Origin of the sequence: Mucilaginibacter sp. NFX135, assembly GCF_048565145.1 — a bacterium.
Taxonomy (GTDB): domain Bacteria; phylum Bacteroidota; class Bacteroidia; order Sphingobacteriales; family Sphingobacteriaceae; genus Mucilaginibacter.
Genome location: NZ_CP183412.1, coordinates 3,271,437 through 3,284,740 on the forward strand (window position 1 = coordinate 3,271,437; position 13,304 = coordinate 3,284,740).

General features: G+C 41.2%; 16 protein-coding genes. 10 read left to right on the plus strand and 6 right to left on the minus strand.

Going from position 1 to position 13,304, the window contains the following annotated elements; translation table 11 throughout:
* Position 1: 1 nt before the first annotated feature.
* Positions 2-295 carry a DUF1360 domain-containing protein gene (locus ACNURT_RS13845; RefSeq protein WP_419698171.1) on the minus strand — a complete coding sequence of 98 codons (294 nt, stop codon included), beginning with the start codon at positions 293-295 and terminating at the stop codon, positions 2-4.
* Complete coding sequence (locus ACNURT_RS13850; RefSeq protein ID WP_419698172.1) at positions 292-2,571, minus strand: hypothetical protein; 2,280 nt, start codon at positions 2,569-2,571, stop codon at positions 292-294. The genes ACNURT_RS13845 and ACNURT_RS13850 overlap by 4 nt, the downstream gene beginning before the upstream one ends.
* Before the next feature lie 357 nt (positions 2,572-2,928).
* Here ACNURT_RS13850 and ACNURT_RS13855 point away from each other — a divergent pair, with 357 nt between their 5' ends.
* The 3 genes from ACNURT_RS13855 to ACNURT_RS13865 are packed head-to-tail and all read left to right on the plus strand — an operon-like array spanning position 2,929 to position 5,892.
* Positions 2,929-4,146 carry an acyltransferase family protein gene (locus tag ACNURT_RS13855; RefSeq protein WP_419698173.1) on the plus strand — a complete coding sequence of 406 codons (1,218 nt, stop codon included), beginning with the start codon at positions 2,929-2,931 and terminating at the stop codon, positions 4,144-4,146.
* Positions 4,147-4,164: 18 nt separating this feature from the next.
* Positions 4,165-5,190, plus strand: coding sequence for a sensor histidine kinase (locus ACNURT_RS13860; RefSeq protein WP_419698174.1), 1,026 nt, complete (start codon positions 4,165-4,167; stop codon positions 5,188-5,190).
* 3 nt (positions 5,191-5,193) lie between these two features.
* On the plus strand, positions 5,194-5,892 hold the full coding sequence (locus ACNURT_RS13865; RefSeq protein ID WP_419698175.1) for a LytR/AlgR family response regulator transcription factor: 699 nt from the start codon (positions 5,194-5,196) through the stop codon (positions 5,890-5,892).
* Between the two features lie 2 nt (positions 5,893-5,894).
* Here ACNURT_RS13865 and ACNURT_RS13870 read toward each other — a convergent pair whose 3' ends face one another.
* From ACNURT_RS13870 to ACNURT_RS13885, 4 genes are read right to left on the minus strand one after another with little or no spacing between them, the layout of a single operon-like run.
* A complete protein-coding gene (locus ACNURT_RS13870; protein ID WP_419698176.1) occupies positions 5,895-6,419 on the minus strand; it encodes a GNAT family N-acetyltransferase in 525 nt (174 codons plus the stop codon).
* Positions 6,420-6,434: 15 nt separating this feature from the next.
* A complete protein-coding gene (locus ACNURT_RS13875; RefSeq protein WP_076373348.1) occupies positions 6,435-7,025 on the minus strand; it encodes a hypothetical protein in 591 nt (196 codons plus the stop codon).
* Entirely contained in the window at positions 7,012-7,509 is a 498-nt protein-coding gene (locus ACNURT_RS13880) for an RNA polymerase sigma factor (RefSeq protein ID WP_166086900.1), read from the minus strand. The genes ACNURT_RS13875 and ACNURT_RS13880 overlap by 14 nt, the downstream gene beginning before the upstream one ends.
* Before the next feature lie 43 nt (positions 7,510-7,552).
* The gene (locus tag ACNURT_RS13885) at positions 7,553-8,080 is read right to left on the minus strand and encodes a hypothetical protein (protein WP_419698177.1); all 528 of its coding nucleotides are present in this window, start codon (positions 8,078-8,080) and stop codon (positions 7,553-7,555) included.
* A 198-nt stretch (positions 8,081-8,278) separates the two neighbouring features.
* Between ACNURT_RS13885 and ACNURT_RS13890 the strand changes: the two genes are divergently transcribed.
* The 7 genes from ACNURT_RS13890 (at position 8,279) to ACNURT_RS13920 (ending at position 13,264) form a co-directional block, all read left to right on the plus strand.
* Positions 8,279-9,652 carry a dicarboxylate/amino acid:cation symporter gene (locus ACNURT_RS13890; RefSeq protein WP_419698178.1) on the plus strand — a complete coding sequence of 458 codons (1,374 nt, stop codon included), beginning with the start codon at positions 8,279-8,281 and terminating at the stop codon, positions 9,650-9,652.
* 67 nt (positions 9,653-9,719) lie between these two features.
* Positions 9,720-10,088, plus strand: coding sequence for a four helix bundle protein (locus ACNURT_RS13895; RefSeq protein ID WP_419698179.1), 369 nt, complete (start codon positions 9,720-9,722; stop codon positions 10,086-10,088).
* Positions 10,089-10,141: 53 nt separating this feature from the next.
* A complete protein-coding gene (locus tag ACNURT_RS13900) occupies positions 10,142-10,645 on the plus strand; it encodes a hypothetical protein (protein ID WP_419698180.1) in 504 nt (167 codons plus the stop codon).
* A complete protein-coding gene (locus ACNURT_RS13905) occupies positions 10,642-11,334 on the plus strand; it encodes a tetratricopeptide repeat protein (RefSeq protein ID WP_419698181.1) in 693 nt (230 codons plus the stop codon). The genes ACNURT_RS13900 and ACNURT_RS13905 overlap by 4 nt, the downstream gene beginning before the upstream one ends.
* A gap of 71 nt (positions 11,335-11,405) precedes the next feature.
* Positions 11,406-11,714 carry a 50S ribosomal protein L21 gene (rplU, locus tag ACNURT_RS13910; protein WP_090467954.1) on the plus strand — a complete coding sequence of 103 codons (309 nt, stop codon included), beginning with the start codon at positions 11,406-11,408 and terminating at the stop codon, positions 11,712-11,714.
* A 50-nt stretch (positions 11,715-11,764) separates the two neighbouring features.
* On the plus strand, positions 11,765-12,199 hold the full coding sequence (gene rpmA, locus ACNURT_RS13915; RefSeq protein WP_419698182.1) for a 50S ribosomal protein L27: 435 nt from the start codon (positions 11,765-11,767) through the stop codon (positions 12,197-12,199).
* 201 nt (positions 12,200-12,400) lie between these two features.
* Positions 12,401-13,264, plus strand: a complete 864-nt coding sequence (locus ACNURT_RS13920) for an EamA family transporter (RefSeq protein ID WP_419698183.1) — start codon at positions 12,401-12,403, stop codon at positions 13,262-13,264.
* Positions 13,265-13,304 lie beyond the last annotated feature (40 nt).

The window sequence follows — 13,304 nt, forward strand, 5'->3', positions numbered from 1 at the left end:
GTTATTCTTCTTTTTTATCAGTTAATTTAAATAGCAGGCAGGCCGCTCCCGAGAGTGCCAGCCAAGTGATAATTCCCTGTAGCCATTGGTTACACAAAAGAGCGGCAAAAGGGATGGCAACCCACATGCTGAGGCAATAAAAGCAATCGAGCAGGTTTCCGAAGAAACCCTGCCCGAAAAGCTTTCTGAATTTGATCACGATATCAAATGGCCCATCTTCCTGTGAAAATAAATGCGAGATGCGCCAAATGGCCAGCGTGCAAATTATAAAACCGGTGATGTTAACACTCATCATGGATTAAGACGCTCCATCATAATTTGTGAATAGGCATTGTACGGGCCCGAATTACCGGTGTTATACCCATTGGTAACGCGCTGACTGGCAGTTAAACCAAAGGAATAAATGGTAAAGTATTCACCCGTTTTAATCCAGCCATCGCCAACAGGTCGTGGTTGTACTTGTGCGCTCACCAGGCCAGGATTGCTGTAATCGTCCTGTGTGCCTTTGTAACCAGGGCAAGCGTCATGAACATTTGACGGATTTGATCCTCCCGGAAACGTGTGCGATCCGGTAATAGTAAAATCGCCCTCAATGTTGGCATTCAGATCAAGCGCTGTTTCAGGGCATCTGGTCATGTTTAAGCTGTAAGTATCCACAAAACCATAAGGATCATTGGCTTCAAATGAAAATACCATAGGCGTTTTCAACTGTGCATCGGTTAAGCGGTACAATCCGCAGCCACCGCTTACAATAGCAGGATCGTTCAATACGGCGCCGGTCATCTGGAACTGAAGTCCACGGTTATGGATATACAGCGCGATGAGGTCGGTGGCGTTGCTTACATGAGTGCCCGCGGCATCATAGCCATCTACCCGTACATAAAATGTACCTGGGGTGGTTATGCCTGCTATCACATCATAAAGCGCGGTGTTCAGCTGCATATATCTGTCGAAGTTGGAAAATTCCCAATCAATGCCATCTACAAATATTTGCCGTTGAATATTCATATAAGCCGGAACCAGACCATTTAAGGTGCCGCCTGCAGCCGGATAAAAAGGCCCCACATCGTCGCCGATATAATTGGGCAGATTGCGTTTAGAGAATTTAGGGTGTTTATAATTCTGACTTACATAAGTCCATCCCGAAGTTCCTGCCCGGTTAACACGGATAGTGTACCACCTGATCTTGTTATCAACAGCGCTTTTGGTAGCATCATACATGCAGCCGCGCATATCGATAGTGCCGTTCCATGCCGCGCATTCTACATGAAAACCGGCAAGCGAACTGTTAACCGATATTACCCCGTTTGATTCCAGGTAATTAGAATCGCCGTAACGACGTAATGAGGCGGCTGACGTTGAAGCTAAGGTGTTCTGGTTGCCGCCAATGAAAACATTGCCCAGGCTGCCGATGAGATTACCATTAAAGCAGGCTGATGAAACGTGTACGGTAGATTCTGGCAAGCACAGGTCAATTCTTCTGAGGTTTTGAATATTATAGTAAGGTGCGCTTTCAAACAGCACCTGGTAAGGCGAATAACCTGTTACTTTTACGATAACATCCGGATACAACACGGTGTTGATATCTTCGCCAGGTGCAACATCCTGAGTATCTTCCAAACCAGGGAAGGTCATATCAAAACTAAAACGGAAAATATAATTCCCGTTCATATCGGTAATGGTATCGCCAAGCAAACGCCTGTCTCCGGTTCCGGTATACGCACCGCCGAGCAATTCGGAACCGGTACGGTCGTACTCCTCAAAGGTGAGGGTTAAATTAGAACCAGGCCCGCTTAAGCAATACCGGTACAAGCCACCGATATTTTTAGCCAGTGAAATGTTTTCTGCCGACTGTGCCAATATTTGTTTCGAAGCTACAGCAGGGGTAGAAGAGACCAATTGGAAATTACTTGCAGCAAATGCAGAAACTGTTTCGTCTGCCGCTTTCAGATTCCTTTTTGTTTCCACAGGTGCACTGCGTGTGTATTGCAATGCTGTGTTGGGCTGTGTGGCCTCGTTGGTGAGGTCAAAAACTATAGGCTTAAAGTATGGCGCCGGATCGGGCGGGTTAACAGGGCCTGGTATGCGCTCAGGATAATACTTATTGATATAATCCTTGAGCAGCGGGTTCTTTAATGCCTGTAATAAACCTGGATAAGTATCGATCACATAAGGGAACCTGCGGCAGGGATTAAAAATGCACGAGCCGCTGTAAAGCGTTACGTTGCCGTAAATAATAAAATCGTTAATATTTACCGGTGATGAACAGGTGAGCACCAGATCGTTAAAATCGGTATCTCCGCCGGCATCGTTTGATTGTATATCAAACACATAATTGCTTCCCACCTGGTGCGGAAAGGTGAGTTTGGTTTCTGATGCCTGAAACCCTGTACCCGGATCATTTTGAATGGCAATTGACCATTGATTCCCGGTTACAAAAACAGATGTTCCGGGTGTGCCCGGATGACTGCCGTTGGCTGATGTAGCTCCCTGTACCACAAAACGCTGCGGAAAAGAAGCATTTTTTGATTTTACGGTAACTGTCCAGTTACCTTGCATTGCAATTATCATAGCTATAGGTTTTAATTGAGCTTACTCTTGGTTCGGATTTTCGGCTTACTCCACTGCTTATTACTAATTGGTACTGAAGCGACAGGGATGCTGTTAGGGCAGGCATTCGCTCACAGGTGTATTATTATAAAATATTAATACCCTTAGGCTGATGTAAAATTAGATACGCGATACATGAATCAGTTTAGTATTTACACGTGATGTGGTGAGTAGTTTTACCCGAATTGGAGTTCGGAATCAACGTTGAATAACGGGATATCCCGGCGTTTTTTACCATTGGTCAAAGGGCAAACACCATTGGTCAAACTGATTTCATTAGGTTAGATAAGGAGTGTTCTTTTGAATAAAAAAGAAAACATGATGGAAACCACACAACGTCAAACTTATCTGGATTGGTTAAGGATATTGTCCATTGCAGGGGTATTATTTTTTCATTCGGCCATGCCTTTTGTTGCCGAGGATGACTGGCATATCAAAAACGCCGAAACCAGCAACCTCCTGATGGAGTCGAATCATTTTTTACACCTCTTCCGGATGCCGCTGCTCTTTTTTATATCCGGTACGGTAAGCTTTTATATGATGCAGCGGCGTTCTACTTTAAGCTTCATCGGTTTACGTTTTCGCCGCTTGTTTATTCCGCTGTTGGTAGGCATGTTCATTATCGTTCCGCCGCAGATCTATATGGAGCGGTTGGCGCATGGTTACAAAGGCAGTTTTTTAGATTGGTATCCGAGTGTATTTAATTTTGTACCATATCCAAAGGGTAGTTTCAGTTGGCACCACTTGTGGTTTATTGCTTACCTGTTTATTTACGATCTGGTGTTTGCTCCTGTATTTGCCTGGATGATATCACCAAAAAATGATTTATTTAAACAAAAGCTTGCTGTTTTAGCTCAGGGGAAATGGATCTATTTGCTGATGCTGCCCGGTATTGTTTGGTATGCACTGCTATCCGTAAAATTCCCTGAAACTAATGACCTGATACACGATGACTGCTATTTTGTTTACTGGCTGTTTTTTGTTTTAGCAGGTTTTATATGTATTGCCCAGCCTCAATTAATGGATAGCCTGGAACGGAACCGGCGTTTTGCACTAACCATTGGTTTTCTGAGTTTGATGATGTGGGAGATAATGAGATGGAATAAAATAGAACCCGATCATGCTGCATGGCCGTTCCACGACAACATATTTAATATCCTATTTGTTGCCCTGCGGCCAACCATCGCCTGGGGATGGGTGTTGGCGCTGGTAGGCTATGGCAAACATTATCTGAACCGGAAACACGTTGCGCTAAACTATCTGAACCAGACAGTGTACCCATTTTATATACTGCATCAAACGGCGATTGTTTTGGTGGTGTATTATATTGTACAGGTGCAAAATGAAAGCATCCTGTCCAAATATATTTATACCGTTGGTATAACTTTTTTTGTAACGGTACTGATTTATCATTTACTGGTGCGTCCTTACGCTTTAACCCGGTTCCTGTTCGGTATGAAACCTAAGGATAAACCCAAACCTGTGATAGAGGCCCCTACAGAAGAAATAAGCCCCGTTGTAACACTTTCTGCCTGAAATTTATAACTTAACCTTATGAAATTTTTCCGGAGATATATTTTCCCCGCATTATATGGTCTGCTGATATATTTTACGATCAGAGTGCTGAATGATATTGTGATTGACATAGAGTTCTGGAAACGTTCCTGGGCTCTGAACACGCTGGAGATAAGCCTGAGTATATTAGTAGGGTATCTGGGCATCGCTCTTTTTAAATGGCTGTTTCGTTATTTTGATAAAAAAGGAACTGTTAAGTTAAGCTATAAAGGCCTGGTGAGGGAACTGTTCATTTTTGTAATAGCCAATCTGGTACTGATAAACCTGATATTTACTCCTATGGCTGCTTTTACTGATGACGGTCTTTCATGGGCAGATGCGGTAGATATTAATCTGATACCTACACTATATGCCATTATTTATTATGGAATAACACGTACTAACACCTGGTTAAAAGCCTATGTAAATAATAAGATGCAACTGGAAAAACTAACCAATGATCACCTGGAAACCGAACTGAAGTTTTTGAAAGCACAATACCATCCGCATTTTTTGTTCAACGCGCTTAATACCATTTATTTTCAGATGGATGAAGACGTGGCTGGTGCTAAAAAAAGTACCGAGCTGCTTTCGAGCTTGTTGCGTTACCAGCTTTATGATCAGCAGCAACAAGTATCCATAAAGCAGGAACTTGAATATCTTCAAGACTATATCCAGCTTCAAAAGATAAGGGCCAGCCAGAAAATGCGTTTAAAGGTGGTTTTTGACGAAAATCTTGCCGATCAGCAGGTATATCCTTTACTTTTGCTTCCGCTGGTTGAAAACGCCTTTAAGTATATTGGCGGTGATTATAGAATTGATATTTCGGCCAATATCAATGAAAAAGGAATGTTATTTAAAGTATATAATGATGTGCCGGCAACCATGAAGATAGCGGATAATTACAGCGGTATAGGACACGAAAACTTAAAAAGACGTTTAGAATTGCTTTATCCGGGTAAACACCGCCTGATAGCTGGTGGCGAAGCCGGTAGCTATGTTGCACAATTAGAATTAGAATTTTAGAACATGAGCCAGATAAGCTGTATTATTACCGATGATGAGCCCTTTGCCCGGAAAGGATTAGAGGGATACGTAAAAAAGGCGGGCTTTTTTGATTTAAAAGCCCAATGCGAGGATGCCATGGAGTTGAGTGCCGTTTTAGCCCGGCAGCCGGTTGATCTTTTGTTTTTGGATATACAAATGCCGCACCTAAGCGGCGTTGACTTTATCAAGTCCTTACCCGATCCCCCGAAGGTGATCTTCACTACGGCTTTTAAAGAGTATGCTACGGATGGATTTGATCTGGATGTGCTGGACTATTTACTCAAACCAATACCATTTGAACGGTTTATGAAAGCGGCTTTCAAGGCCAAAGATTATTTCGAACTGCGTAACAATAATCTCAAAGAAGCGGATTACCTGTTTGTGAAAAGCGAAGGCAAATTAGAGAAAGTGGTATTTAGTGACGTATTGTACATCAAAGGAATGGAAAATTATGTGGAAATACATTTCCCGGGCCGAAGGATCATTACCCATAGTACATTAAAAGCCTTATTGGAGAAACTACCTAAATATGGTTTTTTACAAACCCATAAATCGTTTATTGTGGCTACTCAAAAAATTACGGCTATTGAGGGTAATATGCTCCACATCAATCATCACCAGGTGCCTATAAGCAGGCAGTTAAGGGAGCAGGTGATGTTTTCGCTGGTCAATCAAAGATAAGGCTATAGTTCTTTCTTCATGAGCAGGTCGGTTTGCTTGTCGCTTCCTAACATAAAAGGGTGACTGCCAAATACTTTAAAGCCGTGTTTTTCATAAAAGCTTAAGGCTTTTTGATTATGTTCCCAAACACCCAGCCAAACGTATTGCAGGTCCTTATCCTTTGCCATTTGAAAGGCGAAGTTCAATAATTCATGACCTATCTTTTTGCCATGATATTCGGCCAAAACATAAATGCGCTCTACTTCAAGGGCCTTGCCGTCCTGTAGCTCGGTTTGGGCGGCATCGAGGTTTATTTTCATATATCCGGTAATATGCCCGTTAAGCATCGCAAAATAAAAGTGCGAACCGGGATTGAGCAATTCGGCCTGTATCCGTGGCAGGGTAAAAGCATTTGCAGCATAAGCCTCCATGTTTTCGGGCGTGTTCAGATGGGCAAAGAAATCAAAAAAAGTTTTTCTGCCGAAGGCTAACAGTGTCTCAGCATCAGCTATGGTGGCTTTTTGTATAATAATATTTTGGTCCGTCATCAAATTAATAAGAGCTTAATCAAATTGTTCCTTTAGCCTCACCAGCCGATCGATCATCAGGTTAAGCTTCTCTTCCTCATTTTTAAACATACGCGGTTTTAAATAAAAAGTGGTAAATAAAAACCAGATAATTATGGAACCGTAAGTGATGAGTTTAAAAAGGAGGGAGGAGGTTGATAATACTTCGGCAAAGTAGAGTGCGAGGCCGGCGCTGATGAGTAGTATGTAGATATAGTAGAACCAGCCGATGATTTTTGTTCTTGTTTTTTGGTAGGCCTTCAGGCTGTCAAGGTACTCCGAGGGATTTTGAGTTGCATCGCGCTTACTCAAAATATGGTAGTGTCTTACTACAAGCGACAGGTACATGAGCATAGTGACCAGCACTATCAGAATACCCACGGTAGTAATCCACGATTTAAAGGCCAGGAAAAAGGTGACAATAAATGCAAACGCTGCTATAGCCACCATGGCCACAATGGTCCAGTATAACTTGGTAGTTATGCTTCGGATCCCCTTCTTTACCTGTTTCAGCACATCATCCACTGAAAGTTGATCTGGTTTTGGCTGTCCCTGCCAAACCGACATCAGATGATCAAAGTCTTTCATACTGGTTAAATAATTCTGTTAATTTTTGTTTTATACGATAAATCTTCACTCTCAGGTTTCCTTCTGATATGCCCGAAATATCAGCTATTTCGGGGTACGGTACTTCATCAAGCACCATAGTTATTATAATTCTTTCCGACTCCTCCAGCTTTGAAATACACTTGTACAGCAAAGCTACCTGCTCGTTTTTATCCGATAGTTCTTCTCTTTTAGTTTCGGCTATCTGAGGGGTTAGCTCATCTTTAGCCTGTCTTTTTTCTGATCGTAAATAGGTTAAACAAGTGTTTACAGCAATGCGGTATATCCAGGTTGAAATCATGGCCTGGTTGCGAAACTTCTCTAAATTTTGCCAAACTTTTAAAAAAGTTTCCTGTAGCAGGTCGTTCGCGGCATCATCGTCGCCGGTGTAACCATAACATAAATGGAATATCTTTTTAGAATTAGCTTCATATATTTGCTTGAATGCTGCTTCTTTGTTGGCCACGCGTTAATAGATTTTATTGTTAGATTAATGTAAAGGCTATATGTTACAACTGATAATCATTCTTTTTAAACCAAACCAGCTTTTTTTCGGCATCATCAAGCAGGGTATTATAACTCTCCAGGTAATCAAACTGCAGGTCCTCATGCAGCTTTCCTATCAATCCGCGTATCTTTTCAACCTGCCGGGTTAATATCAGCCTGATGGGTTTGTAAGTGGTACGTCTGTCGGCATATTCCAGGTAGTTAACACAAAAATTCAGCAACAATTCAATCTCCACTTCTTTTGAGCCTGCAAATTTAGTGTATTTGCTCAGCAACCTTAAAATTTTACGCATGCCTTTTGCTGCATGGTAGCTCAGAGCCGATAACTGACTGAACATAAAACCGGCTTCGCCCTTTACTTTTTCAACAAAAGCAGCTTCGTCATAGGCCTCAAATAATAAGTAAGCCAGCAACTCCTTATTCTCCTTTTTATAGCGTGCCAGTCGGAGTAATAACTCCGATAACTGCTCATGCGACAAGTGTTGAGTTTCTTTTTTTATATGCTGTAAACCGTATGTGGTAATACTCATAATCGTTTGGTATCAAGTTAGTTTATTTTAGTATCAAGTAGCTGGTATCAAGTATCAAGACTTTGATTATAAGGACGTAAAACTAAGACGGCGATCAGCCTTTATTAGATCTTGATACTTGATACTGGCTACTTGATACCAACCGAACTGCTTTTAAAATTATTAATTTTTGTAGTTTAGCGCCCTGCAATAAGTTTTATGCCAAAAAATAACCTGACACTTTACATCTTTATCGCCCTTGTATTGGGTGTAATAACCGGCTACATTTACAATGTAAGCGTAATTAATGCCATCAACGTAAAAATTAATACAGCCGATGCTAATATTAAAACCATTAACACCAAATTGGTTTTATTAAACGATACTACTGCTGCCGGGCACATCGCGCTACAGGCACAAAAAGTACAACAATTAAAGATCAGTAAAGATAACAATTCCATCCGCGAGGATAAACTGGAAGGCTTTTCCATTTTAAGCGAAATATTTCTAAGGCTCATCAAGATGATTGTGGCGCCTCTGGTTTTTACCACATTGGTAGTAGGAGTGGCCAAAGTAGGCGATATCAAAGCGGTGGGACGCATTGGAGGCAAAACCATGTTATGGTTTATCAGCGCTACGCTGGTTTCCTTGTTATTAGGTATGTTGTTAGTTAACCTGTTTCAACCAGGTAAAGCCATGCACCTGCCATTGCCGGATAGTCATTTAAGTACGGGTATCAAGAAAACGACCTTGTCGTTTATTGAATTTGTAGGCCACGTTTTCCCCAGAAGTATTTTTGAGGCCATGGCCAATAATGAGATCTTACAGATAGTAGTGTTTGCCATGTTTTTTGGTGTAGCGACAGCTGCCATTGGCGAGCAGGGAAAAATCGTGATCAAAGCCATGGATGCCATAGCTCATGTGATATTAAAAATTACAGGCTATGTAATGAAAGTAGCCCCATTGGCTGTTTTTGGAGCTATCACAGCGGTGATAGCCAAGCAGGGTCTGGGCGTATTATCAACCTATGGGATTTTTATAAGCGAGTTTTATTTTTCGTTGTTCATGCTTTGGCTGATCATTATTATGGTTGGCTTCATCGTATTAAAAAAGCCTGTGTTTAAATTAATAGGCCGCATAAAAGATGCTATGCTGATAGCTTTCAGTACATCAACCAGTGAGGCTGCTTATCCTAAAGTATTGCTGGAACTGGAGAACTTTGGCTGCAGTAATAAAATTGTAAGTTTTGTATTGCCTTTGGGTTACTCGTTCAATCTGGATGGCTCCATGATGTATATGACTTTTGCTTCCCTGTTTCTGGCACAATCATACGATATTCATCTATCTTTTGGTCACCAGTTATCTATGCTGCTCGTGCTCATGTTAACCAGCAAAGGCGTAGCCGGGGTTCCAAGAGCATCATTAGTAGTTATTGCCGCCACACTATCCATGTTCAATATTCCCGAAGCTGGTTTGTTTTTACTGATAGGTATCGACCCATTATTAGACATGGGCCGGTCGGCGACCAACGTTTTGGGCAATGCCATGGCGGCCGCGGTAGTAAGTAAATGGGAAGGGGAATTAGATAATTAATTATTGAATTACTGAATTATCGAATTATTGATTTAAAAAAGGAATTATTGATTTTTAAAAGTATCGCATGGCAAATAACGAAAGGATTGAATTTGCGGAGGCATTTAAAAGTCGCACCAAAAAATTCGTGGTAGACAATATTAATTTTTTTAAAACATTACCTAAAACTGAAGAAGCTAAGATCATTGGACGACAATTATTACGATCTTCGTCCTCTGTTGGCGCTAATTACCGGGCTGCGTGTAGAGCTAGATCACAAGCTGAATTTCATTCAAAGCTTTCCATCGTAGTTGAAGAAGCAGATGAGTCAGTTTTTTGGATGGAAGTATTAATAGAGGCCAAAATAGTTACACAAGCCGACTTGGCGGTTTTAATAGATGAAGCAAATCAAATTCTTAAAATTGCATCTGCATCAAGAAAAACAGTATCAAAGTAAAGATTCCAAACAATTCAATAACTCAATAATTCAGTAATTCAATAATTAAATTCATGTCTGATCGTTCCAAGAAAATATTTTTCGCGCTTACTATTATAGTGCCGTTTTTGGCCTACTGCTTTTATTATTATGGCATGATGATCAAAAACGCGCCGTATCGTTTCTCTGATTTTGAATCGATGTCGATTCAGTTCGGTCCTGTAGATAGCCTGATCAATAAATATGACTCCAAAACAGGCGATTATCAATATGTAAATAAGCAAGACTCTTTAGTGAAAATGCACTTGCGTTTAACCAACGATGACTTGCTTTATTTGCATCATAAGGCTGCCGACCTGGGTTTCTGGGATTTCCCGGTAAAAGAACTGGCTGATAGCACAAAGGGCAAAAACAAGTCGATACGCTATATTATCGAGTTTAAATACAAGAAAAAAAGCAAGCGTGTAGTGTACGATAGCGGCTTCGAAGGCGACATCCGGTTGATTGATGCCAACAAAACACTGATCAAAGAAATTCAGCAAAGTTTATATACCGCTGAGGAAAGATTAAAGAAATGATGATGAAATATCTTTTAGCCTTCTTACTCTCATTTACATACGTGTGTGGCTTTGCTCAGCAAATAAGTTATGAGGAGTGGAAAAAGGAATCAAAGGATAATATAAGGCTACTCCCTGAGTACGGGCATGTGCCTAAAATAGCAGGGCAAATCGAAGCCGATCAGCGGTTAATTGACACCGAACTTAAACAAAATGGCACACATCGGAAAGCTTCTGATCAACTGATTAAACTTGGTTTTTCCTATTTATACCAGGGGGATATCAAAACAGCTATGTATCGTTTTAATCAGGCTTATTTACTTGATCCTAAAAATGAAAATATCTATTGGGGATTTGGCGCTGTTTATAGTTCTTTTAATGACAGCAAGGCCGCTATCGCACAATATGATAAAGGTTTGGCTATGAATCCCAAAAGTTCGGTGATTTTAACAGATAAAGCCACTATCTACTTTGTAGACTCTCAAAAGGATGGGAGTCAGGAAAAGCTGAATACGGCAATTAAACTTTTAACAACATCATACGGTATTGATGCTGCTAATATGAATACGACTTATAAGCTCTCCGTTTGTTACTTTTTGCGAAAGGATTGTACAAATGCCTGGAGGTTTTATAACGAATGTATGAAGCAGGGTGGCCAGCCAATTGTTAAAGAATATACGGAAGCATTAAAAAAACAATGTAATAAGTAAATAAGGTGTTGTTTATTTAATAATCAATCCCTATATTTGCACCTCGAATTTTAAAACAATAATTAACAAACATGTACGCAATAGTAAGTATAGCCGGACAGCAATTCAAAGTTGCAAAAGACCAGCAGATCTTTGTACACAGATTACAAGGCGATGAGGGCGCTAGTATTGAATTTGACAGTGTATTGTTAGCAGAAAACGAAGGTAAATTCAAATTAGGTTCTGATTTGAAAGGCGCTAAAGTATCGGCTAAGATCGTGTCTCATTTAAAAGGTGATAAAGTAATTATCTTCAAAAAGAAAAGAAGAAAAGGTTACAAAAAGAAAAACGGTCACCGTCAGCAATTTACCAAGATCGAGATCACTGGTATTACATTATAATTAAAGTTTAAACCTGGGGTTGTTTATCGATTCCATAAAAATATTAAGAAATGGCACACAAAAAAGGGGCCGGTAGTTCCAGAAACGGCCGTGAGTCGCATAGCAAACGTTTAGGTATCAAAATATTCGGTGGTCAGCCAGCAATTGCAGGTAACATCATCGTACGTCAGCGTGGTACCAAACACAATCCTGGCGTTAACGTAGGTATTGGTAAAGATCATACTTTATTTGCATTAGCTGATGGACACGTAGTGTTCAGAAAAAAAGCCGATAACCGTTCATACGTTTCTGTAGTTCCGGTTGAAGCAGCACCTGTAGCTGAAGTTGCAGCCCCTGCACCAAAAGCAAAAGCGGAAAAGAAAGCAGTTGAAGCACCAGTAGCTGAAGTTGAAGCTACTGAAGCAGCTCCAAAAGCAAAAAAAGCAGCGGCTCCAAAAGCAAAGAAAGCTGATACAGAAGCAACTGAAGAAGCGGCAGCTGAGTAATTAGCTAAGCTAAACAGATACAAAAAAGCCCTGATCAACTTGATCAGGGCTTTTTTTATGCTATCGCGAGATAACCCGCATTGTTTCATTGCCCGTTAGTCTGCTGAGATTATTGACTTCAGGGTTTTTTGATCGGGAACTTACACAGACTTGACACCGGTGCTGGTTAAAACTTTTATTTTTATCACTAAACATCTTTAAATGAAGAATAAAAAGGGATTCGAAATCCCTGCTGTACCGGCTGTATTATTATCTATTATAAGTGTGCAGGGTGGGGCGGCAATTGCCAAGGGTATCTTCCCGGTGTTGGGTGCTGCTTCCACTTCAGCATTAAGGATTGTTTTTTCTGCTATCATCCTGGTTGTTTTTAATCGACCCAATTTAAAAAGCCTGTCCAATGCGCAATGGAAAGCTGTAGCCTGGTATGGTTTAACGTTAGGAGCGATGAATATCATTTTTTACATGGCTATAGCCCGTATACCGCTTGCGTTAGGTGTTGCCCTGGAGTTCATAGGGCCGCTGGCACTCGCCTTGACCGGCTCTAAACGAGGCATAGACTTTTTATGGGTGACCCTGGCAGCGGCAGGGATAGCCCTGATAGCGCCATGGAGTAATAATGGGTTGGATGTTATTGGTGTTCTTCTGGCCTTACTTGCCGGTGCATTGTGGGCAGGCTACATTGTCCTGGGCGGACGCATCTCCAAAATACTGGATGGTGGTAAAGCCGTGAGCATTGGTATGGTCTTCGCTTCTGCGGTAGTATTACCGGTAGCTATAGGGAATGGATTATTAAGCCATTTCAGGCCCGGCATGTTGCTGTCTGGCTTTCTGTTAGCCTTACTTTCGAGTGCAATACCTTTTACGCTGGAGATGAGTGCTTTGCGGAGGATTCCTGCAAAAACATTCAGTATCTTAATGAGCCTTGAACCCGCTGTTGCAGCGTTTTCAGGTCTTATTTTTCTTCACGAATACCTTTCTTTAAATGAATGGATAGCAGTAGCACTGATCATTATAGCAAGTGCGGGCGCAACTATGAATATGAAAAACCCTGTACCGGAATCCTGATATAAAAAGCCCCGATCAATTTGATCCGGGCCTTTTGAGA

Excerpts from the sequence above, each read along its gene's own strand:
- ACNURT_RS13845 (WP_419698171.1), bottom strand. The coding sequence starts at position 295 with ATGATGAGTGTTAACATCACCGGTTTTATAATTTGCACGCTGGCCATT.
- ACNURT_RS13850 (WP_419698172.1), bottom strand. The coding sequence starts at position 2,571 with ATGATAATTGCAATGCAAGGTAACTGGACAGTTACCGTAAAATCAAAA.
- ACNURT_RS13855 (WP_419698173.1), top strand. The coding sequence starts at position 2,929 with ATGATGGAAACCACACAACGTCAAACTTATCTGGATTGGTTAAGGATA.
- ACNURT_RS13860 (WP_419698174.1), top strand. The coding sequence starts at position 4,165 with ATGAAATTTTTCCGGAGATATATTTTCCCCGCATTATATGGTCTGCTG.
- ACNURT_RS13865 (WP_419698175.1), top strand. The coding sequence starts at position 5,194 with ATGAGCCAGATAAGCTGTATTATTACCGATGATGAGCCCTTTGCCCGG.
- ACNURT_RS13870 (WP_419698176.1), bottom strand. The coding sequence starts at position 6,419 with ATGACGGACCAAAATATTATTATACAAAAAGCCACCATAGCTGATGCT.
- ACNURT_RS13875 (WP_076373348.1), bottom strand. The coding sequence starts at position 7,025 with ATGAAAGACTTTGATCATCTGATGTCGGTTTGGCAGGGACAGCCAAAA.
- ACNURT_RS13885 (WP_419698177.1), bottom strand. The coding sequence starts at position 8,080 with ATGAGTATTACCACATACGGTTTACAGCATATAAAAAAAGAAACTCAA.
- ACNURT_RS13890 (WP_419698178.1), top strand. The coding sequence starts at position 8,279 with ATGCCAAAAAATAACCTGACACTTTACATCTTTATCGCCCTTGTATTG.
- ACNURT_RS13895 (WP_419698179.1), top strand. The coding sequence starts at position 9,720 with ATGGCAAATAACGAAAGGATTGAATTTGCGGAGGCATTTAAAAGTCGC.
- ACNURT_RS13900 (WP_419698180.1), top strand. The coding sequence starts at position 10,142 with ATGTCTGATCGTTCCAAGAAAATATTTTTCGCGCTTACTATTATAGTG.
- ACNURT_RS13905 (WP_419698181.1), top strand. The coding sequence starts at position 10,642 with ATGATGATGAAATATCTTTTAGCCTTCTTACTCTCATTTACATACGTG.
- rplU (WP_090467954.1), top strand. The coding sequence starts at position 11,406 with ATGTACGCAATAGTAAGTATAGCCGGACAGCAATTCAAAGTTGCAAAA.
- rpmA (WP_419698182.1), top strand. The coding sequence starts at position 11,765 with ATGGCACACAAAAAAGGGGCCGGTAGTTCCAGAAACGGCCGTGAGTCG.
- ACNURT_RS13920 (WP_419698183.1), top strand. The coding sequence starts at position 12,401 with ATGAAGAATAAAAAGGGATTCGAAATCCCTGCTGTACCGGCTGTATTA.